The sequence below is a fragment of the Rhodoferax sp. genome (genome assembly GCF_044236835.1).
Classification (GTDB): Bacteria; Pseudomonadota; Gammaproteobacteria; order Burkholderiales; family Burkholderiaceae_C; genus Allorhodoferax.
Map to the genome: position 1 here is coordinate 1 of NZ_JBIIGC010000028.1, position 21043 is coordinate 21043.

Annotated in this window: 19 protein-coding genes and 1 pseudogene; 10 read left to right on the plus strand and 10 right to left on the minus strand. The window is 65.8% G+C overall.

The window, feature by feature from the left end:
- The 3 genes and pseudogenes from ACILRC_RS14325 to ACILRC_RS14335 all read left to right on the plus strand — a co-directional run.
- Positions 1 to 768: pseudogene (locus ACILRC_RS14325) on the plus strand (RNA helicase); the annotation flags it as partial.
- A 173-nt stretch (positions 769 to 941) separates the two neighbouring features.
- Positions 942 to 1241 carry a hypothetical protein gene (locus tag ACILRC_RS14330; protein ID WP_395670055.1) on the plus strand — a complete coding sequence of 100 codons (300 nt, stop codon included), beginning with the start codon at positions 942 to 944 and terminating at the stop codon, positions 1239 to 1241.
- A 2-nt stretch (positions 1242 to 1243) separates the two neighbouring features.
- Positions 1244 to 1945 carry a helix-turn-helix transcriptional regulator gene (locus ACILRC_RS14335; protein ID WP_395670056.1) on the plus strand — a complete coding sequence of 234 codons (702 nt, stop codon included), beginning with the start codon at positions 1244 to 1246 and terminating at the stop codon, positions 1943 to 1945.
- 6 nt (positions 1946 to 1951) lie between these two features.
- Here ACILRC_RS14335 and ACILRC_RS14340 read toward each other — a convergent pair whose 3' ends face one another.
- The 6 genes from ACILRC_RS14340 to ACILRC_RS14365 form a co-directional block, all read right to left on the minus strand.
- On the minus strand, positions 1952 to 2461 hold the full coding sequence (locus tag ACILRC_RS14340) for a DUF1993 family protein (protein ID WP_395670057.1): 510 nt from the start codon (positions 2459 to 2461) through the stop codon (positions 1952 to 1954).
- 102 nt (positions 2462 to 2563) lie between these two features.
- A complete protein-coding gene (locus tag ACILRC_RS14345; RefSeq protein WP_395670058.1) occupies positions 2564 to 4384 on the minus strand; it encodes a heparinase II/III family protein in 1821 nt (606 codons plus the stop codon).
- Positions 4381 to 5562: an acetate/propionate family kinase gene (locus ACILRC_RS14350; RefSeq protein WP_395670059.1), complete on the minus strand. Its 1182-nt coding sequence runs from the start codon at positions 5560 to 5562 to the stop codon at positions 4381 to 4383. The genes ACILRC_RS14345 and ACILRC_RS14350 overlap by 4 nt, the downstream gene beginning before the upstream one ends.
- Positions 5559 to 6968: a bifunctional enoyl-CoA hydratase/phosphate acetyltransferase gene (locus ACILRC_RS14355; RefSeq protein ID WP_395670060.1), complete on the minus strand. Its 1410-nt coding sequence runs from the start codon at positions 6966 to 6968 to the stop codon at positions 5559 to 5561. The genes ACILRC_RS14350 and ACILRC_RS14355 overlap by 4 nt, the downstream gene beginning before the upstream one ends.
- A 51-nt stretch (positions 6969 to 7019) precedes the next feature.
- Positions 7020 to 7802: an enoyl-ACP reductase FabI gene (gene fabI, locus ACILRC_RS14360; RefSeq protein ID WP_395670061.1), complete on the minus strand. Its 783-nt coding sequence runs from the start codon at positions 7800 to 7802 to the stop codon at positions 7020 to 7022.
- A gap of 121 nt (positions 7803 to 7923) precedes the next feature.
- Positions 7924 to 8307, minus strand: coding sequence for a hypothetical protein (locus ACILRC_RS14365; RefSeq protein ID WP_395670062.1), 384 nt, complete (start codon positions 8305 to 8307; stop codon positions 7924 to 7926).
- Between the two features lie 38 nt (positions 8308 to 8345).
- Here ACILRC_RS14365 and gloA point away from each other — a divergent pair, with 38 nt between their 5' ends.
- The 7 genes from gloA to ACILRC_RS14400 all read left to right on the plus strand — a co-directional run bounded on the left by gloA (position 8346) and on the right by ACILRC_RS14400 (position 16172).
- Positions 8346 to 8738 (plus strand): lactoylglutathione lyase, encoded by a 393-nt coding sequence (gene gloA, locus ACILRC_RS14370; RefSeq protein WP_395670063.1) that lies wholly within the window; start codon positions 8346 to 8348, stop codon positions 8736 to 8738.
- 144 nt (positions 8739 to 8882) lie between these two features.
- A complete protein-coding gene (locus tag ACILRC_RS14375; RefSeq protein ID WP_395670064.1) occupies positions 8883 to 9569 on the plus strand; it encodes a response regulator transcription factor in 687 nt (228 codons plus the stop codon).
- A gap of 13 nt (positions 9570 to 9582) precedes the next feature.
- Complete coding sequence (locus ACILRC_RS14380; RefSeq protein WP_395670065.1) at positions 9583 to 10605, plus strand: sensor histidine kinase; 1023 nt, start codon at positions 9583 to 9585, stop codon at positions 10603 to 10605.
- Positions 10602 to 11717: an ABC transporter ATP-binding protein gene (locus tag ACILRC_RS14385; RefSeq protein WP_395670066.1), complete on the plus strand. Its 1116-nt coding sequence runs from the start codon at positions 10602 to 10604 to the stop codon at positions 11715 to 11717. Before ACILRC_RS14380 ends, ACILRC_RS14385 begins: the two co-directional genes overlap by 4 nt.
- Positions 11714 to 12736, plus strand: coding sequence for an ABC transporter substrate-binding protein (locus tag ACILRC_RS14390; protein WP_395670067.1), 1023 nt, complete (start codon positions 11714 to 11716; stop codon positions 12734 to 12736). Before ACILRC_RS14385 ends, ACILRC_RS14390 begins: the two co-directional genes overlap by 4 nt.
- Positions 12737 to 12817: 81 nt before the next feature.
- A complete protein-coding gene (locus ACILRC_RS14395) occupies positions 12818 to 15052 on the plus strand; it encodes an ABC transporter permease (RefSeq protein WP_395670068.1) in 2235 nt (744 codons plus the stop codon).
- 34 nt (positions 15053 to 15086) lie between these two features.
- Positions 15087 to 16172 (plus strand): ABC transporter ATP-binding protein, encoded by a 1086-nt coding sequence (locus ACILRC_RS14400; RefSeq protein ID WP_395670069.1) that lies wholly within the window; start codon positions 15087 to 15089, stop codon positions 16170 to 16172.
- Positions 16173 to 16219: 47 nt separating this feature from the next.
- Here ACILRC_RS14400 and eda read toward each other — a convergent pair whose 3' ends face one another.
- The 4 genes from eda to ACILRC_RS14420 all read right to left on the minus strand — a co-directional run bounded on the left by eda (position 16220) and on the right by ACILRC_RS14420 (position 20871).
- Entirely contained in the window at positions 16220 to 16867 is a 648-nt protein-coding gene (gene eda / locus ACILRC_RS14405; protein WP_395670070.1) for a bifunctional 4-hydroxy-2-oxoglutarate aldolase/2-dehydro-3-deoxy-phosphogluconate aldolase, read from the minus strand.
- Positions 16868 to 17039: 172 nt separating this feature from the next.
- Positions 17040 to 18953, minus strand: a complete 1914-nt coding sequence (gene edd / locus ACILRC_RS14410; RefSeq protein WP_395670071.1) for a phosphogluconate dehydratase — start codon at positions 18951 to 18953, stop codon at positions 17040 to 17042.
- A 73-nt stretch (positions 18954 to 19026) separates the two neighbouring features.
- Complete coding sequence (locus ACILRC_RS14415) at positions 19027 to 19608, minus strand: NTP transferase domain-containing protein (protein WP_395670072.1); 582 nt, start codon at positions 19606 to 19608, stop codon at positions 19027 to 19029.
- Positions 19609 to 19683: 75 nt separating this feature from the next.
- On the minus strand, positions 19684 to 20871 hold the full coding sequence (locus ACILRC_RS14420) for an MFS transporter (protein ID WP_395670073.1): 1188 nt from the start codon (positions 20869 to 20871) through the stop codon (positions 19684 to 19686).
- Positions 20872 to 21043 lie beyond the last annotated feature (172 nt).

Here is a 21043-nt window from a genome sequence, read left to right on the forward strand (position 1 = left end):
GAAATCCCCAATGTCAGTGAAGACTATGTGCACCGCATTGGCCGCACCGGCCGCGCTGGCGCCGACGGCGCAGCAGTGAACCTGGTGTGCCTGGACGAAGAAGGCTTCATGCAAGACATCGAGCGCTTCACCAAGCAAAAAATTGAAGTCCAGGTGATCGAAGGCTTTGGTCCCGAGCCCGGCGAAAAGGGCGAGCCCATCGCCATGGGGCGCCAAACCATCTGGGGCGGCGCCGGCAAACCGCCCAGCCGCGAAGTGATGCAAGCCGCAGCCAAGGCCGCCCGCACCGAAATGCTGCAGCGCGTGCGCGACAACAAGGCGGGGCAAGGCGGCAAGGGGAATGGCGGTAGCGGTGGTGGTGGCGGCGCAGGCCGGGGTGGTGCAAACGCTCCCCGCGCGCGCAACGCCAATGCTGGCCATGGTGGCGGCAACGGTGGTGGTGGCTATGGTGGCGGTGCGAACGGGGGTGGTAACGGTAACGGGGTGGGCGGCGGTATGGGTGGTGGCAACGGAGGCGGTCAGGGCCGCGCACGCCCCGCCGGACAACCCGACCCAATGCGCACCAGCGTCGACATGATGGCCGAGCGCGGCGCGCGGCGCGGTAACTTTGGCGGTGGCAACCGCAGTGGCGGTGGTGGCGGTGGTGGCGGTGGATATGCCGGCGCCCGCTCTGGCGGCGGCGGCGGTGGCCGCCCTGATGGTGGTTTTGGACGTGGCGGCAATGGTCCGCGCGGGCCACGCGGACCAGGTGGATCGTCGAACCGCTGAACTAACGGAACGCGGCCTGCAAGGACCGTTAGGTAGCCACTCCTGCTGGTCGCCTGCTGCATTCCCACAGCGCACAGTTTTCGTCTGCTGACAGGTTCTGTCACTGCCCTTTGAAACACTGAACATCGCCGCCAAGAAGGGCGGCAATGTTCAACGCAATCAAAGGAAATAACATGTCTGCTGTACTGGAATCGGTTACGTTTCGCCTCATCGAAGGCACGACGGTGGGCGCGTTCACCCAAGCGTGCGAGGCAACCTTCGCGTGGGTACGCAAACAGCCAGGGTTTATGCACCGGGTTTTGTGCTGCGACGATGGCGGACAATGGTCGGACCAGGTGCTCTGGACCTCCATGGCGCACGCGAAAGCCGCCAGCGAGGCATTCATGCACAGTTTTGGAGACTCCGCATTCATGGCCTCGATGGACCCTAACAGCGTCAAGATGCAGCACAACATGGTGCACGCACACACCTGAGCATGAAGAAGGCTGAGCGCCTTTTCCGCTTGGTGCAGCTCCTGCAGGGAAGGCGCACTGCCCTGCCTGCTCGGACTATTGCCCGCGAACTGCGGGTCTCGCTGCGCACGGTGTACCGAGATATCAGCGATCTGGCGCAGTCGGGTATGCGCATTGAAGGCGAGGCTGGCGTGGGCTACCTGTTGCACAAGGAGGCCCATGTGCCTCCCCTCATGTTCAGCCCCAACGAAGTGCTGGCATTGCTACTGGGCAGCCGCATGGTGCAGGCAGCGACCGACGCCGACTTGGCCAGCGCAGCCCGCGTGGCGGAACAAAAAATCCAGGCGGTGCTCAGCGACAACTTGAAAGCACTGGCCGAGCGCCTTCCATACCGCATCCCCCACCCGGCAGAAGACACCACACTGCGCGCGCTGCACGGTGTGATCCGGCAAGCCTGCGAGTCACAAACCAAGCTACGCTTGCACTACGTGGATGAGGCCCAACACGCCAGCGTGCGCACCATCTGGCCATTAAGCCTGGTGGGCTTGCACGGCGTCTGGCTGTTGCTAGGTTGGTGTGAGCTGCGCAAGGACTACCGCAACTTCAGGTTCGACCGCATCGTCTGCGCAAACTCCACAGACACCCGATTTGCGCTATCACCCACCATCAATGTCCAGCACTACTTCACGCAGGTACTGAAGATGGATGACAGTGCTTGGCGGTGAGTCCCATCAATACACGCCCATGTAATCGCGCTTGCCAATGGGCAGGCCGTTGTGGCGCAACAGCGCGTACGCGGTGGTGACGTGGAAGAAGAATTGCGGCAGGCCGTACTGCGAGAGGTAGGCCTGACCCAGCAGCTTTTTCTCCTTGGGGGTGCCCGGGCGCAGCACGATTTCTTTGGACTCGGTGCCAGCGAACCGTGCCGGGTCCAGGCCATCGAGAAACGCGATGGTGGTGGCCAGCAAGGCGTCAAGGTCTGCAAAAGTTTTCTCGGCACCCGCGCTGGGCGGCACCTCCACACCCGCCAGGCGCGCACCGATGCCGCGTGCGAAGTCGGCGGCGATTTGCACCTGCTTAACCAGCGCGAACATGTCTGGGAACAAGCGTGCTTGCAATAGCGCGTCCGGGTCAATGGACTTGGCGGCAACGTGGGCATCAGCCTGGGACAGGATGGCGCGCAAGGCGCTGAGCATTTGTTTCAGCACGGGGACGCTGTGGGAGTACATCGGACTGGTCATGGAACGGGCCTGGGTTGGTTGAAAAAACGGTGGTGCATGGTAGCGCTTTGCCGACACCGTCACCCGGCAGTCGGCGCTGTGGGCCTCTGCGCAGTCCGCCGCTTACCCTTTGCTAAAACGCACTTCCAGCGACCAACTGCCATCGGCCGCTGCGGGTCCATACGCCAGCAGTTGACGGGTGTTGGGATTGGGGCTGTCCAGCGGACTGTTGGGGCGGGAGATGTCTTGCACCTCCAGCACCACCGGCGTGCCGAAGAACTGCAGCAGCAATTGCTTGTCGCGCAGCTGCAAGCGGGCTTGCTGCTCGCCCAGCGTGACCGCCGCCTCGGTCACCATGGCCCAGCGCAGCACCAGGCCGGGCTGGGCGCCGGCCACGACGTCGCGCAGGGTGACGCCCTGCGCACCCAAGCGTGCGGTGCGCGTAGCGCTGCGCAGCTGGCCGGGCAGGAACACCGGGCTCAGATCGATGCGGGCCTCTTGCCCTGCCTGCACCGCCAGGCTGGCCATGCCGCGCACGTTGTGCGGCGCACCCGCAGCGGTTAAGGTGTTGTGGGCGGCGCTGCCCAAACGAAACACCTTCCAGCGCGGTGATTCTTGGCGCATGTTCCACAGGTCCACGCCTTGCTGTTCCAGGCCGTTGTAGTCCTGCAGCCCCAGGTCTTTGGCCCAGCGCACGCCGTCCCAGTCCAAGACAAAGCTGCCGGCGTCCATGTGCGCGTGGTTGTGCGCCGCGCCGCCGCCTTTGATAGCGAAGTACAGCGCGTTCGGGTCGTTCCAGGCGCTGCGCCAGATGGCCACGGGCTGCGGCCCTTGGCCAGCAAAGTGCAGCGCAGCGGGGCTGCCGCCGCCCTCGGGCCACCACAGTGCCGCCAGCGGCGCAAAGCGCTCGCCCAGGCCCTGGCGCTTGCGCGCCATCTCCAGCTTGGCGTCCACCAAAGCGCCCTGCCCCAGCCGCTGGGCAAAGTAGAACAAGGCGGAACTGAACTCCTGGCCCTCGCCACCGTCGGCAAAGTTGAAAGACTTGCCCGTCGGTCCCACGCTATGCGCGTAAAACAGCGCACTGCCTTGCAGCCCTGGCGCATCCCACAGGCCCCAGTCGGTGCCCAGCGCGGTCTGCAAGCCGGCCATGAGCAGGACCTCGTAACTGGTGCCGTAGTTCCAGTAGCCGGGGCCTTCGGGGTACACGCCGTCGGGCTGGTAGGCGGCCAGCGCGGTAAAGGCCTGGGCGCGCGCTGCCGCCAACAGGTCGCGCGCCAGCTCGGGCTCGTCTTCGGCCACTGCCAACGCGCCCAGCACCATGCCGGCAATGCAGACCTGACCCCAGTTGTTGGTCATGGAAAAAGTTCGGTGCCCGCGGCGCGCCTGGCCGATGCCCTTGTCCACAATGGCGCGGCGCAGCGTGCTGCGTTCGGCGCTTGGCAACTCATCGAACAGCCAGTCGTAGCCCAGTGCCAGGCCCGTAGTCATTTCGGCCACGTCCAGGAAATGGCTGGGGTTCCAGTCGGCAAAGCCGGCCACCGCCAACATCTCTTGGCGCGCGCGCTGGGCGAAGGCCGTATCGCCGCTGAGCTTGAACGCAAAGCACCATTGCAAGGTGCGGCGAATGAACTCGCGCGACACCCCCAGCAGGCGCCGCCCTTCGAGCTTGCGCTCCAAGACCGGCAAGGTCAGTTCTTTGCGCGCACGCGCCAGCAAGTAGCCCACAAAGTCCGCCAGTGCGGTGTCGCTCGCGCTGCGCTGGCGCAGCCGCTCCCAGTGGGCGGGGCTGGCAATCAACCGGGGGTGCGAAACTTTGGAAAGTGATTCAACGGGCCCAGCCGCGCAACCGGCCGCCGACACGCCCGCCAGCAGCACCGCCAGGGCCTCGCGGCGGCGCAAGGGGTGCTCCCAGTTGGCAGTCCGCAGCTGAGGAACCGCGTTCACTGCAGCAGCGCCACCGCTGCCTGCGCGGCGATGCGGCCCTCGTCGGTGGGCACCACCCAGACCTCCACACCGCTGTGCGGGGCATGCAAGCTGCAAGCAACTGTGCCGTCGGCGTCGGCGTTGCGCTGGGCGTCCAGAGCAATGCCCAGGTAGGCCAGTTGGTCGCACACGTCGGCGCGCAACAGCGCGTCGTGCTCGCCAATGCCGCCGGTGAACACCAAGGCGTCCATGCCGCCCAGGCAGGCCGTCATGGCACCGGTTTCCCGCACCACGCGGTGGGTGAACATCGCAATGGCCAGGCCCGCGCGCGCATCGCTGCTGGCGCGCAGGGTGCGCATGTCAGATGACAGACCCGAAACCCCCAGCAACCCGCTCTCGCGGTACAGCATGGCTTGCAGGCGTGCGGCGTCCCAGCCTTGCGCCAGCAGGTGCAAGAGCACGCCGGCATCGAGCGCACCACAGCGGGTGCCCATCATCAACCCGTCCAAGGCCGAGAAGCCCATGCTGGTGGCCACACTGCGGCCCGCAAGGCTGGCGCAGACGCTGGCACCGCTGCCCAGGTGGGCCATGACCACGCGGCCCTGGGCCCGGTCGCTCAAACCCGCCAGTGTTTGCACCAGGTACTGGTAGGACAGCCCATGAAACCCATAGCGCCGCACACCCTGTTCGGCCAGCGCCTCGGGAATGGCAAAGCGGTACTCCACCTCGGGCAGGCTGGCATGGAAGGCGGTGTCGAAGCAGGCGACTTGCGGCACCTCGGGAAAGGCCTGCGCAAAGGCGCGGATGCCGTGGAGGTTGTTGGGCTGGTGCAGCGGCGCCAGCGGGCACAGGCGCTCCAACTCGGCCAGCACCAGGTCGTCCACCCGCACCGCCTGCCGGTAGACGCTGCCACCATGCACCACCCGGTGGGCGACCGCGCGCAAATCGCGCCCGTCGCAGGCTGTTTGCAATAGCGCGCGCAACTGGCGCAGGGCCACCTCAAAAGGCGCTTGGTCTGCGCACGCCAGCTGTTGGCTATGCGACTGGCCCAGCGCCGTCCAGCGCAGCACCAGGTGCCCGGCCCCGGCCAGGCCGTCAAAGCTGCCGGTCAGGGGCGTAGGCGCCTGCGGATCGTGCTCCACCGGATACAGCGCGAACTTGAGCGTGGACGAGCCCGCGTTGACTGCCAGCACCGTCATGTGCGCGCCTTGCGGTTGTGGTGCGCCACCAGCTTGGCCAGCAGGGCCGAGCCGATGCGGGCGGCCCCACCGTCGGCGCGGCTGGTCAGCGCAATCGGCAAGCGGGCACCGAGCACGAGGCCACAGGAGGTGGCACCGCCAAAGTACTGCAGCTGTTTGGCCAGCATGTTGCCGGACTCCAGGTCGGGCGCGACCAGGATGTCGGCGTCGCCGGCCACGTCGGAGCGGATTTGCTTGATGCTGGCGGCGTGGGCCGAGATGGCGTTGTCAAAGGCCAGCGGCCCGTCCAACAGCGCGCCGGTGATTTGCCCGCGCTGGGCCATCTTGCACAGCGCGGCGGCGTCCAGCGTGGAGGGAATGGCGGGGTTGACGGTTTCTACTGCCGAGAGCAGCGCCACCTTGGGCAGCGCCACACCCATGATGTGGGCGAACTCCACCGCGTTCTGCACGATGTCAGCCTTCTCGGGCAAGCTGGGTCGGATGTTCAGGGCGGCATCGGTCAGCAGCAGCGGCTTGTCGTAGGTGGGCACGTCAAAGCGAAACACATGCGACATCCGCCGGGCGGTGCGCAGGCTGGTCTCGGACACCACCGCGTGGATCAATTCGTCAGTGTGCAAGCTGCCCTTCATCAGCGTCTCCACGCGCTTTTCGGCGGCCAGGGAGGCGGCCTTGGCGGCTGCCGCGTGGCTGTGCTCGACCGGCACGATCTCGATGCCGTGCAGGTCCAGGCCCTCGCGCTCGGCCAGTTCGCGCAGCCGTGCCTCGGGGGCAATCAACACCGGTACCAGCAGGCCCAGGCGGGCGGCCTCCAAGGCACCCGCGAGCGAGTCGGCATCGCAGGGGTGCACCACACCGCAGCGCACGGCGGCCAGGCCCTCGCCCAGGGCCAGCAGCGCGTGGAGGCGCGCAGCAGGGTCGAACAACTGAATTTGCGGTGGACTGACCTGCAAACGCCGCACCCGCTGCGTGGGCGCCAGCACCCGCGCCAAGCCGTGCAGCACCCGCTCGCTGCGCTGGTTGGTGACCTGGCAGTCCAGCTCAACGCTCTTCTTTTCGTCGTTTTTGGACACCACGGTGACGGTGATGGTCAGCGTGTCGCCCACCCGCACCGGGCGGCTGAAGTGCAGCACCTGCTCCAGGTAAATGGTGCCCGGGCCCGGAAACACGGTGCCCAACAGCGCCGAAATCAGCGCGCCGCCCCACATGCCGTGGGCGATCACGCCGTGGAACAAGGTGGCGTCGGCGTAGGTGGAGTCCAGGTGCGCGGGGTTGGTGTCCCCCGACACCGCCGCAAAGGCGCGGATGTCTTCGAGCGTCAGCGTGCGCACGGTGCGCGCGCTTTGGCCCAGGCTGATTTCGTCAAAGGTGGTGTTGTCGGTGTACTGGGGGTCGGCTACGGTTTGCATCGGGAGTTTCCGGTGGGTGAGGTCGCGGTGGCGAGCGGGAGCGCAGCAGGGCTAACCCACAGCGTGGCAGCCTGCGTCGACGTAAATGGTTTGCCCGGTCATGCCCGAGGAGGCCTTGCTGCACAAAAACGAGGTGAGACCGCCGACTTCTTCCAAGGTGACCAGGCGGCCCAGCGGCGCCTGGGTGCGGGCGCTTTGCATGAGGCCGTCAAAATCTTCAATACCCGAAGCTGCGCGGGTGGGAATCGGCCCGGGCGAAACCGCATGCACCCGGATGCCACGCGGTCCCAGCTCGAGTGCCATATAGCGCACCAAGGACTCCAGCGCCGCCTTGACCGGCCCCATCAGGCCATAGTGCGCAATCGCCTCGGCCGCACCGTGGTAGCTCATGGTGACCAAGCTGCCACCCTGCGGCATGTGCGGCACACACAAGCGCGCCAGTTCCGCAAACGAATGGCAAGACACCTGCATGGCGCGGGAGAAGCCCGCCGCCGAGCTGTCGACCACCGGGCCGTGCAGGTCGTCGAGTGGAGCCCAGGCGATGGAATGCACCACGAAATCGATTTGTCCTAAGCGCGCAGCGGCCTGGGTCACCAAGGCCTCCAGTTCACCGGGAGTTTCTACGTTGCAGGCGACCAAGGGAGCGTCGATCGCATCGGCCAGCGGCTGCACATAGCCGCGCGCTTTTTCGTTGAGACACGACAGCACCAACTGGGCGCCGTTGCGATGCATTTCACGGGCGCAGCCCCAGGCGATGCTGTGGTCATTGGCCACCCCCACCACCAGCCCACGTTGTCCGGCCAGCGGCCCGGTTGCACGGTTGATATCTGCCATGGCACCTCGAAGATTGATCTTGATGGGCCATTCTAGGTTTGGGCCTGTGCCGCTGTGTGACACCACGCTGCACTGCAGCATCGATATCGCCATGACTTGACATGGCTCAAGAAAAAGCCGGTCAGGCGCGCACAAACAGCGTGGTCAGCGGCTCTGCGCCAACCTGGCGGCTCCAGTGGCCGTGCAAAGCGACATCGAAAGTGGCGCCCTCGGGCAGCAGGTCGGCCGAGTAAAAATGCTCGCCCGGCTTAAAGATGCGCGAGGGCCCACCGTGGGTACCAATCTCCATCTGCCCTTGCAAGATAAAGCACCACTGGGTGTGGCCCGAGCAATGGAAGCTGCTGCGAAAGCCCACCGGGCTGCTGCGCAGCTGGTAGCCGCCCGAGGCAAACACCGCTGAGAGCATCGACTGCGGTGTGCCCTCGTCCAGCGGCACCTGCTCCTCGCGAAAGCGGGCGCGGCCGTCGGTGTCGGTGAAAAGAACCACTTTGGTGAATGTCGCCATGAGGGAAATTATGGACGAGCGTCGGGCAGAATCCCGCCATGCACATCCTCCACACCATGCTGCGCGTTGGCAATCTCCAGCGCTCCATCGACTTCTACACCCAGGTGCTGGGCATGCAGTTGCTGCGCACCTCCGACAACCCCGAGTACCGCTACTCGCTGGCCTTCCTGGGTTTTGAGGCCAACCCGGCGCAGGCCGAAATTGAGCTGACCTACAACTGGGGGGTCGATCGCTACGAACTGGGCACCGCCTACGGTCACATTGCCTTAGGTGTGGACGATGCCTATGCGGCGTGCCAAAAAATCAAAGCTGCTGGCGGCAATGTGACGCGCGAGGCCGGCCCGGTCCAAGGCGGCAAAACCGTCATCGCCTTTGTCACCGACCCGGACGGCTACAAGATTGAATTGATTCAGACCAATACGCGGGCGTAGCACCCCGCATTTTGTGCGGGGCGAAGCGGCCATGCCGGAGGGCGCCACGGTCGCCGACCGTGGCGGTGCTTTCAAGTTCCTTTCACCAAACCCTCGCGCATACCCCATTGCCACTGTGTGCGCGCAGACGGCACCATGCAAGCCATGCAAGTGCTACTCGTTGAAGACGACCTCGATCTGGTGGATGCGCTGGCCCGGGTCTTGGCTTCGCGCGGCTTTGGTCTGGTGTGCTGCGCCGATGGCAAGGAGGCGCTGGCTTGGTTGCGCAAGCGCCAGTTCGATGTGGTCGTGCTGGATTTGAGCCTGCCCGGCCTCGATGGGCTGGAGGTGCTACAGCGGCTGCGCGACCAGGGGCAGCGCTTGCCGGTGTTGGTGGTGACTGCGCGCGGTTCAGTGGACGACAGGGTGCGCGGCCTGACCTTGGGTGCCGACGATTACCTCACCAAACCCTTTGACACCGAAGAGCTGGTCGCGCGCATCCTGGCTCTGGTGCGGCGCAGCCAGGGGGTGGAGGAATTTCGTTGCGGCCAGCTCCAGCTCAATACGACCACCGGCGTGTTGATGCGCGCGGGCCGGCCCTTTGATATCGCGCCACGCGAAGCAACCATGCTGCGCGCCTTGATCACCCGTCCCGATCAGCCAGTAGCCAAAGACGATTTGTGCCGCACCGTGTTTGGCGACGATGCCAGCCAGCAAGGCGACGCCATGGACCTGCTGGCGCACCGCTTGCGCAAACGGCTGGCCGGCACTGGTGCGGCGCTGTTGACCATGCGCGGCATCGGCTACTTGTTGGTGGACGCCAGCGACCCCGACTCCCAGGCCTGCGCCTGAGCCCAAACCCAACATGAGCCCCATCCAATCCACGTCGGATCACGCCAGCCCAACGCGGTCCATACGCGTGCGGCTGGTCGCCCTGCTGGCGTGCTGCCTGATGCTGGGCGCGGCCTTGGGCGTGCAGTGGTCGCGCTTTGCGGGCGTCCTAAGCCTGGGGCACACCCTGGGCGTGCTGGTATCGCTGGCCCTGTGCGCCCTGCCCTTGTGGTGGGTGGCTGGGCGCTGCTTGGCGCCGGTGCAGCGCCTGGCCGACACGGTAGCTGCGCGCAGGCCGCATGAGACCACACCACTAACCCATGCACCTGCAACCGAGCTCGAACCCGTAGTGCGTGCACTCAATGTGCAGTGGCAGCAGCAGCAAGACGCACTGGACCAGCAGCAGCGCTTTCTGGCCGAGGCCTCGCACCAGCTGCGCACGCCCTTGGCGGTGCTCAAAATCCAGTTGCAAGGCGCGCTCTCCGGTGAGTTGGAGGCAGCAGACGCCTTGCCCAAAATGCTGCGCACCGTGGACCGCGCATCGCACCTGGCCAACCAGCTGCTGTCCAAGGCCAAGGTGGAGCAAAAGATGCACAACGCGCAGTGGAGCGCGGTCGACCTCAAGCAGGTCGCCAGCGATGTGCTGGTCGAGTTCTCGCCGCTGATCGCGCGCAAGCAGCTCGACGTGGCGCTGGACGCGGTACCGGTGCAAATGCAAACCGACGCCTGGCTGGTGGGCGAACTGCTGCGCAACCTGCTATCCAACGCCATCCGGCAAAGCGCACCCGGCGGCAGCCTCGGTGTGGTCATTCGCTACCTGCCGCAGGAGCTCGAACTGCTGGTGTGGGACAACGCAGGGGGCATGGACGAGGCGCTGCGCGAGCGCCTGTTCCAACCCTTTGAGTCCGCCAGCGGCGGCACCGGTGTGGGCTTGGGCCTGTCGATTTGCAAGCAAATTGCGATCTCCGTGCAGGCCAGTCTGGACCTGTACAACCGCATCCAAAACCAGGCGGTGGTGGGCGTGGACGCGGTGGTGCGCTGGAAGCTCCCCGCATGAGCCACGATGTGCATATTCGCGGCGTAGAAAAAACCTATGCCAACGGCTTTCGGGCATTGCATGGTGTGCATCTGCGCTTGCCACAGCGGCGTTTGACTACGCTGCTGGGCCCCTCTGGCTGCGGCAAGACCACGCTGCTGCGACTGGTGGCAGGACTCGAAAAGCCCGACTGCGGCACCATTTCCTTCGGCGCCAACGACGTCACCACCCAAGGCGCTGCACAGCGCGATATCAGCCTGGTGTTTCAAAACTACGCGCTGTTTCCCTACCTGAACGTGCAAGACAACGTGCGCTATGGGCTGCGCCAGCAGGGTCTGTCTGCCGCCAGTCAGCAAGAGCGCAGCGCCCAGGCATTGGCACTGGTCGGTCTGGGCGGATTGGAGCAGCGCATGCCGCACGAGCTGTCCGGCGGCCAACAACAGCGCACCGCGCTGGCACGGGCGCTGGCCTTGCAGCCCAGCATGGTGCTGCTCGACGAGCCGCTCTCCAACATCGACACCAACCTGCGCCGCAGCATCCGCGAAGACATTCGGCAGTTGCAGCAGCGCCTGGGCCTGACCGTGTTGTACGTCACCCACGACCACGCCGAGGCCATGTCGGTCAGCGACCTGGTGGTAGTGATGCGCGAGGGGCGTGTGGTGCAAATTGGCTCGCCACGCGACATCTACCAGCAACCGCAATCTGAGTTTCTGGCCGGCTTCATGGGCGATGCAACCGTGTTCGACGCCACCGTGGACGAGGCCGGAACCATCCACCTGGGCCCGCTGGCGATGCAGTCGGTGCCCGACGGCGTGGACAGCTCGGGTCTGACCCTGCGCCAAGGTGCGGTGCGCATCGTGGTGCGGCCCGAGGCTTGGCGGCTGGCACCTGCTTGCGCCAGCGGCTTGGCCGGCAAGGTGCTGCACAGCGCTTACCTGGGCCGTGCCACCGAGGTGCGAGTGCAAACCGCCTTGGGCGACTTGCTGGTGCTCACCCATTCACACGGCCCGGTGGTTGCACCGGGCGCCCCGGTCAGTGTTTTTTTGTCCCGGCAGGGGGTCAGCATGTTGCTGCCCGCACTGCAATCTAGCCCCACCGACCTACCGGTCGAAAACTCCAGGAGACTTTCATGAAGAAGACGGTTTTGTTTGGCGCTGCCTACGTGGCGCTGGCCCACGGCGCAGCGCACGCGCAGCAGGCCGAGGTCAACATCATTTGCTCGGGCCAGGCGCCCTGGTGCAGCATGGTTGCGGTGACATTCGAGAAGAGCCAGGGCATCAAAGTGAACATGACGCTCAAGGGTTCTGGCGAAGCCATCGCCCAGTTGGTCGCAGAAAAAGCCAATCCCAAGACCGACGTGTTCTTTGGCGGCACCGGCGACCCCCACCTGGTTGCGGCCGAACAAAACCTCACTCTCGAATACAAGTCGCCCCTGCTGCCCAAGCTCTACGACTGGGCCCAGCGCCAGGCCGCGCAGTCTGGCTACAAGACCGTGGGCATTTACTCGGGCCCGCTGGGCTTTGGCTACAACACCGAACTTCTGGCCAAGAAAAAACTACCCGTCCCCCAAACCTGGGCTGACCTGATCAAGCCGATCTACAAAGGCGAAATCCAATCGGCCAACCCCTCTTCCAGCGGCACTGCCTACACCATGATTGCCACCTTGGTGCAGCTCATGGGCGAAGACAAGGCGTTCGCCTACCTGGCCGAACTGCACAAGAACATCTCCACCTACCAGCGTTCGGGCGTGGGACCCATCAAGGCGGTGGCGCGTGGCGAAGCGGCGGTGTCGATCAGCTTTGTGCATGACGGCCCTGGCGAAAAAGCGCAAGGCTTTCCGCTGGAAACCATCACTCCCACCGACGGCACCGGTGCTGAGATCGGCTCCATGTCCATCGTGCGCGGTGCGCGCAACCTGGACGCTGCCAAGAAGTTTTACGACTGGGCTTTGACGCCGGGCGCGCAGGCTTTAGGTGCCGCCACCCTGCAATTTCAATTGCCATCCAACCGCGAAACCAAGGTGGACCCGCGCGTGCCGGACTTCCGCAAAATCAAGATGATTGATTACGACTACGCCAAGTACGGCCAGGCCGCCGAGCGCCGGCGCCTGATCCAGCGCTGGGAACGCGAAGTCAACGGCCAAGCGCGCTAATCCTGTCTTGCCCCTGCACTGTCGCTGGCCTGCCCGGCGGGTGCAGGGCACCTTGTTGTCGGTATCCCTCGGTTTGATGTCATGAACGCTTCTTCGCACTGGCGCTTGCGCCGCGCCATTGTTTTTTGGGCCTGCCTGGGCACCGCGGCTTTCACGCTGCTGCCCTGGTACTTTTTGCAGCGCGGTGGCTTGCTCGACGCACTGCCCAACGTCTGGGGCTCGGCGGACCACGCCAGCGCCTGGGTGCAAAGTGTGGCGCACGGCCGCGCCTGGCTCGCCACGGGTTTGGCTGGTCTGTGGCTGGCCGCTGCGGCGGCCTTGTTCACCACGCCCAGGCGCCAAGGGCAGCTGCTATGCGCAGGTGCTGCCCTGGGCTTGCTGGGCCTGGGCTGCAGCGGCTTTGCCATCGGCATGGTCGGCTGGTCTTGGGACTGGCTCAACGCCGCCTTGGGGCCCACCAGTGTGCAGCAACCCGGCATGGGCTGGGGCGCGCTGCTCACCACGCTGAGCCTGTTGGCGCTGTTCTCGCTGGGAATCGCCCGGCTGGGTGGCTTCAAGGGCGATGCGTTTGTGGCCGGTGCGGTGCTGGGCTGCACAGCCTTGCTGGCGCTGTTTGTGGTGTACCCGGTGGCCAAGTCCTTGCTAGGCAGTGTGCTCACTGAGGATGGCCTGTTCTCTTTGGGCGCGCTGTGGGACCGCATCGCCACACCCCGGATCTGGGGGCTGGGTTGCATCTCTGGGCAAGGGCGTTGCGGCGTGGCCTGGAACACGCTGGGCCTGGCCTTGCTGACCGCCTTTGGCACCACGGTGCTGGGCACCCTGATCGCCCTGTGGGCCGAGCGCGAGGCCAAGCGACTGGCCAAGCCGCTCAACATCTTGGCGTTGCTGCCCATCATCACGCCACCGTTCGTGGTGGGCCTGGGGCTGATTTTGTTGTTCGGGCGGGCCGGCCTGTTCAACCAGTTTTTGGAGTGGGGCTTTGGTATCGAGCCCACGCGCTGGTTCTATGGGTTTTTCGGGGTCTGGCTGGCCCAGCTCTTTGCCTTCACGCCCATTGCATTCTTGATCATGCGCGGTGTAGTCCAAGGCGTCAGCCCCTCGATGGAAGAGGCCTCGCAAACCCTGCGCGCCAACCGCATGCAAACCTTCTGGACGGTGACGCTGCCCCTACTCAAGCCGGGCCTGGCCAATGCGTTCTTGGTAGGCTTCATTGAAAGCATGGCCGACTTTGGCAACCCCATCGTGGTGGGCGGGCAGTTCTCCGTGCTGTCCACTGAAATCTTCTTTGCCATCGTCGGCTCCTCGCTGGATCCCGGCATGGCTGCGGCCTTATCGCTGGTGCTCACTGCGTTTGCGTTGGTGGTGTTCTTTATCCAGCGCGGCGTGCTAGGCCGGGGCAGCTTTACCACCGTGGCCGGCAAGGGTGATGCGGGCTTACCCATGGCGCTACCGCCTGCGGTGCGCCGGCTGTGCCTGGGCGTGGCCGGACCCTGGCTGCTGTTCACACTGGTGGTGTACCTGTTTGCGTTTGCCGGAGGATTTGTACAGACCTGGGGCCGCGACTACACGCTCACCCTCAACCACTTTCGCACTGCCTTTGATGTGCAGTGGGGCGACTACGGCATGGTGTGGGCAGGCTCGGCGTGGAACTCGCTGTTTACCACCCTGAGCTTGGCCGCCATGGCAGCACCCTTGTGCGCCAGCATCGGCTTGTTGATTGCGTGGCTGCTAGCGCGAGCTGATTTTCGGGGCAAGGCCAGCTTCGAGTTTGCCGCGCTGCTGACCTTCGCGGTGCCCGGCACGGTGCTGGGCGTGAGCTACATCCTGGCGTTCAATGTGCCGCCGGTCGAGCTCACCGGGACCGGTCTCATCATCGTGCTGTGCTTTGTGTTCAGAAACCTGCCGGTGGGGGTGCGGGCTGGTACGGCAGCCTTCAAGCAGCTGGACCGCTCACTGGACGAAGCCTCGCTGATGCTGCGCGCCAACACCCTGACCACGCTGCGCTTGGTGGTGCTGCCACTGATCAAACCTGCCCTGGTGGCGGCACTCGTGTACTCGTTCGTGCGCTCCATCACGACGGTATCTGCAGTGATCTTTTTGGTGACTGCGCAGTACGAACTCTCGACCACCTACATCATCGGCCGCGTGGGCAATGGCGACTACGGCGTGGCCTTGGCCTATTGCACGGTGCTCATCGTGCTGATGTCGCTCAGTACCCTGGCAGTGCAAGCGCTGGTGGGCGAGCGCAAGCTGGGTCGGCGCAAGGCCGCTGCCACCCCAAGCCAAGAAGCTAAGCCCCCGGTGCCAGCGCACTAAAGCAGCACTGCAATTGCAACCCAAGAACATTCCCATGACACACCCTACCGACTCCCACACCAGCGGCCAAGCCGACGCACACACCGGCATTCTTTTTAGGCAGGTGTCCAAACGCTATGGCGGCAAAGACAGCCCACTGGTGGTCAAGCACATCGACTTCCATGTGCCCAAGGGCAGCTTAACAACCATCCTGGGGCCCTCAGGCTGCGGCAAGACCACCACGCTGCGCATGATTGCTGGCCTGGAGACGCCCACGGGAGGCCACATCTTTATCGATGGCCGCGATGTCACGCAACTCGGCCCCGCCGAGCGCAATGTGAGCATGGTGTTCCAAAGTTACGCCCTGTTCCCGCACATGTCGGTGTTGGAAAACGTGTCCTACGGGCTGCAAGTCAGTGGCGTGGCCAAGCCCGAAATCACCGAGCGCGCCCGCACCACCATGGCCTTGGTGGGCCTGAGCGGCTACGAGCACAGCTACCCCGCCGAACTCTCTGGCGGCCAACAACAGCGGGTGGCGCTGGCGCGCGCGCTGGTGCTCGAACCCGCAGTGCTGCTGTTTGACGAGCCGCTGTCCAACCTCGATGCGCGCCTGCGCCGAGCCATGCGCGAAGAAATCCGCGGTCTCCAGCAGCGCCTGCAGCTCACAGTGGCCTACGTCACCCACGACCAAAGCGAAGCGCTGGCGGTGAGCGACCAAATCATCGTGATGCATGCCGGCGAAATCGCCCAGGCTGGCAGCCCGCGCGAGCTGTACGAAAACCCGCAGTCCGAGTTCGTCGCAGGCTTCATGGGCGAAGCGGTGTTGTTGCCTGGCACCTGCTTGGCGAGCGGACAGGTGCAGGTGGGCAGCCTCACACTGTCGCCGGTGCGCCCCTTGGCAGCAGGGCCGGTGAAGGTGGCGATCCGCCCCGAAGCGTGGACAGTACACGCCGGCCAGGGCGAGGGTTTGCACGGCACGGTGGCCAAGTCGGCCTACTTGGGGAGCTATCAGGAGCTCACGGTGGACACCAGCTTGGGGCCGATCTTTGTGGTCGCTTCCGATGTGCAAGGCACTTGGTCACCGCAAGACACGGTGACCTTGCAACTGGGCCAGCACGGGGTGTCGGTGGTGGCGGCCTGAGGCCGCGGGGCGGATTGTCCCTGTAGCGCGCTCTTGGCTAGGCCAGCTTAAGTGCGGCGCAGGCCTTGGGTGTCTTGGGCGAGCTGGGTGATGCGACCCCAGTCGCCTGCGGCCATCGCATCGGCGGGCACCAGCCAGGAGCCACCGACGCAGACCACATTGGGCAGCGCCAAAAAGTCAGGCGCGTTGTGCAGCGTGACGCCGCCCGTGGGGCAAAACTGCACATCAAAAAACGGCCCGCTCCAGGCTTTGAGCAGGGCCGGGCCGCCCGCTTGCATGGCGGGAAAGAACTTGAGCTGGGTCAACCCGTCTTCCTGCGCCATCATGATTTCGCTGCCGGTGGCCACACCTGGCAACAGAGCGAGGCCCGCGTCGCGGCAGGCTTGGCCGACTGCGCTGGTGTAACCGGGGCTGACCGCAAAACGCGCGCCAGCGCGGGCCGCAGCTTGCGCATCGGCTTTGGAGCGCACCGTGCCTGCGCCCACCACCGCCTCGGGCACCTCGCGGGCAATGGCCTCGATGCAGGCCAGCGCCTGGGGTGTGCGCAGCGTCACTTCCAACATGCGCACGCCACCGGCCACCAGCGCGTGGGCCATGGGCACCGCGTGGGCCACGTCGTGGAGAACGATGACAGGAATCACGGGGGCGTCCTGCATGACTTGCAGGGCGGTGATGGGGGCGGTAGGAGTGGTCATGGTGGTGGGCCCTTCGACAAGCTCAGGGCGAGCGGGTTTGTGGAGCGAGCAGGTTTGCGGAGCGAGCGGGTTTGCGGGGCGAGCGGGTTTGCGGGGCGAGCGGGTTTGCGGGGCGAACGGGTTTGCGGGGCGAACGGGTGGAGGGGGCGCGGGGGGGGTTGGCAAACCAGGCCTACAGCCAGGCGCAGGCGCCTTCCTCGGCGGTGAGGGCGTTGCGGCGCATGGCGGTGAAGAGTTCGCGGCCCATGCCGATGGCGTTGGCGGCGCGCAGGGCCTCGGGCAGGGTGGCCAGGGGGCGGGCGTCCCACTCGGCGGGGGGCACCAGCACTTGCAGGGTTTCGGCGGTGGCGTCCAGGCGGATCACGTCGCCGTCGCGCACCTTGGCCAAAGCGCCGCCGGCGGCGGCTTCGGGCGAGACGTGGATGGCAGCGGGCACCTTGCCCGAAGCACCGCTCATGCGGCCGTCGGTCACCAGCGCCACCTTGAATCCCTTGCCCTGCAGCACTGCCAGCGGCGGCGTGAGTTTGTGCAGCTCGGGCATGCCGTTGGCCTGCGGGCCTTGCCAGCGCACCACGCACACCACATCGCGGTTGAGTTCGCCTGCGGTGAAGGCCTGGTGCAGCGCCTCCTGCGAGTCGAACACGCGGCACGGCGCTTCGATCACGTGGCGGTCTTCGGGCACGGCGGATACCTTGATCACACTGCGGCCCACATTGCCCTGCAGCAGCTTGAGGCCGCCGCTGGCGCTGAAGGGCTGGGACACCGGGCGCAGCACCGCCAAGTCCCCGCTGGGGCCTGCGTCGCGCCACTGCAAGCGGCCCTCGCTGGCAGCGGGGATGCGCGAGAACTCGCGCAAACCACCGCTGCGCACGGTGAGCACATCGGCGTGCATGAAGCCGCCATCCATCAACTCGCAGATCACAAAACCGGGGCCGCCTGCGGCCTGGAACTGGTTCACATCGGCGCTGCCATTGGGGTACACGCGGGCCAGTAGCGGCACCACATCAGACAGCGCAGAAAAGTCGTCCCAATCGATCACGATGCCCGCAGCGCGCGCCACCGCCACCCAATGGATCAGGTGGTTGGTGGAGCCGCCGGTGGCCAGGAGCGCGACCATGGCGTTGACGATGCTGCGCTCGTCCACCACCAAGCCAATGGGGGGGCAGGCAGCTGCGGTGTTGCGTGCCGCCTGCGCATGGCTGGCGGACGAAGCTGCATCACCGCCCTGCCCCGCTTGGCCCAGCACAGTGCGCACCGCCTCGCGAGTGAGCTCCTCGCGCACCGCGTTGCCGGGGTTGATGAAGGCGGTGCCTGGCACATGCAGGCCCATGGCTTCGAGCAGCATCTGGTTGCTGTTGGCGGTGCCATAAAAGGTACAGGTGCCGGGGCCGTGGTAGGCGGCGGACTCGGCTTCGAGCAGCTCAGCGCGTCCTACCAAACCCTGCGCGGCCATCTCGCGCACTTTGGCTTTCTCGTTGTTGGGCAGGCCCGACGTCATGGGGCCAGCGGGCACAAACACCGTGGGCAGGTGCCCAAAGTGCAGCGCGCCAATCAGAAGGCCCGGCACGATCTTGTCGCACACGCCCAGCATCAGGGCGGCGTCGAACACGTCGTGGCTGAGCGACACGGCGGTGGCCATGGCAATCGCGTCGCGGCTGAACAGGCTCAGCTCCATGCCCGGCGTGCCTTGGGTGACGCCGTCGCACATGGCGGGCACGCCACCGGCCACTTGGGCGGTGGCACCCAGGCGGCGGGCTTCGGTTTTGATGGTGTCGGGGTAGTGCTGCAAGGGCGCGTGGGCCGAGAGCATGTCGTTGTAGGCGTTGACGATGCCGATGTTGGGGCCGCGCTGCGCCACCACCTTGAACTTATCGATGCCAGTGGCGCGGGCCTTGTCGGTCTCGGGCATGGCAGCAAAGGCGTGGGCCACGTTGGCGCAGCCCATGCGCTCGGCACCGGGTTTGCGCTGCGCGGCGGCGTGCAGTTGCGCCACGTAGGCAGCGCGGGTGGCGGCGCTGCGGGTCTGGATGCGGCGGGTGGTCGCTGCCACCACGGGGTGCAGCGGCACAGGGTTTGGGTTGGCCATGGGTGCCTCGTTCTTGTAACAAAATTACACGCCGGATGGTAACGGCGAATCGGCTGCGCAAGCACACCCGCAGTTACGAGCGGGTTACCAACTGCCAGTGGATGACAGCGGCTTGCAAGTCGTCCACCGTGTCGATGTCGAACACGCAGCCTGCGTCGTCCACCGGCAGGGTCTCGCTGCCCCAGCCACGGACCAAGGCAGCAGCGCCCGCCTCACCTTGCAAAGCGGCCAGCGCAGCACCGCAGCCTTGGGCAAAGCGCACCGGGTGGCCACGCCGACCCTGCACCGTGGGCACCAGCACCTTGCCAGCCATGGGGTGGCTGGCGATATGCACCAAGGTACTGGCGCGAACCAGCGGCAAGTCCGCAGGCAACACCAACCAGCCCGCCGCGCCTTCCGTCGCGCGCACAGCGGCGGCAATCGAATCGCCCATGCCGGGATGGCCCGCGTCTTCCAGGTGCCAAGGCAAGCCGCTGGCGCGCACCGCATCGAGGGTGCGCTGCAGTACCGTCTTGCCGCACAGGTCGGCCTGCAGTTTGTGGGTGCTGCCGCCCGAGGCCAGAAACCGCGCACCCCGGCCCGATGCCAGCACCAAGACCGTGGGCCTCACGCCGCGAAAATCTTCAGACACACCGACCAAGTCAGAGGAGGCCAAAGAAACTCCTTGGTTCGCGCGCCAGCTTGCAAGCAGCCTTTGGCGCTTGTGGCACATAGGGGCAGGCTTTGGACATCAAGTGCGGGCTTTCGCTTCGTCGCGCACCAGCCGTGCCATGGCCCACAGGCCCAGCGCGGGGCCCACTGCCAGCCAAGGCAGCAGCGCGCCCAGGCTGATGGTTTGTGCCAGCGAAACAAACAGCAGGATGCTGACAATCGAAATACCAAAGCCGATGCTGTTGGTAAGGGTGAGCACGCTGCCGACCGCCTGGGGTGGCGCATTGCGCGCGGTGAGCGTAGAAAACTGCGGCGAGTCACCCGCCACCGTGATGCCCCACAGCACCAGCCAGCCATAGAAAACCGGCTCGCTCGCGCCCATGGCCCAGGGCGTTGCCAGGCAGCACATCCCGCTGATGCATAACTGCGTGGCCGCCACGCGCGCGCTGCCCCAGCGCAGCGCCATCCAGCCGCCACCAGCGCAGCCCAGCGCGCCTGCAGCCAGCACCCAGAAGGCAGCCCAGGACAGGTCGGTGCCGCCCAGGCGCGTGGCCAGCACCATCGGCACCATCACCCACATCGTGTAGAGCTCCCACATGTGGCCGAAGTAGCCCAGCACCGAAGCGCGCACCCGGGCGTCAGTCCACAGCGTGCCCAGAGCGCGCCACTGCAGCGTGGTCACACGGGCCACCGCCCCGGGCGGGTCGCCGGTCGCAAAAAACAGCAGCAACCCGCCCGCTGCCGCCAGCGCCGCCACGCCCAGCATCAGCGTGGGCCACGGCAGCGCGCCACTGAGCGCGCGCAAGGCATGGGCGCTGGCCGAGCCCAGCACCAGCGCGCCAATCAGCAGCCCCAAGGCAGCGCCCAAGCCTTTGGTGTACCACTGCGCAGCGATCTTCATGCCCACCGGGTAGATGCCCGCCAGAAACATCCCGGTGAAAAAGCGCCACGCAAGCAATGCCTCGTAGTGCGTCACCATGGCCCACGCGCCCACCGTACAGCCGGCGCCGGCGAGCGCGCAAAACAAAAACACACGGCGTGGCGAGAAACGGTCGGCAAGTGCCAGCAGCGCAAACACCAGCGTGCCGACGATAAAGCCCAACTGCAGCGCCGAGGTCAGCGGCCCCACGGCGCTGGCCGGCCAAGCCAGCGCGCGCTGCAAGTCGGGCATGACCGCGTTGACCGCAAACCACAGCGATGTACCGGCGAACTGGGCCAGCACCAACACGGGCAGGATATGACGGGGCACGGAAGCAGCGGTCTTCATAGGATGCGTGCCTATACTAAACCGATGGTGCGACTCGAAGTCGCCTCTGTAGCTGAACTAATCAGCCTTACAAAGTGCAGTCTCCTCTGGGAGTCTGCGGTTTTCTCCTCTGGAGAGAGCCGACCGAAGGTCGCGGTTTGCTTGCAAACTGTGACCGTGAGCCCGTCTTTGC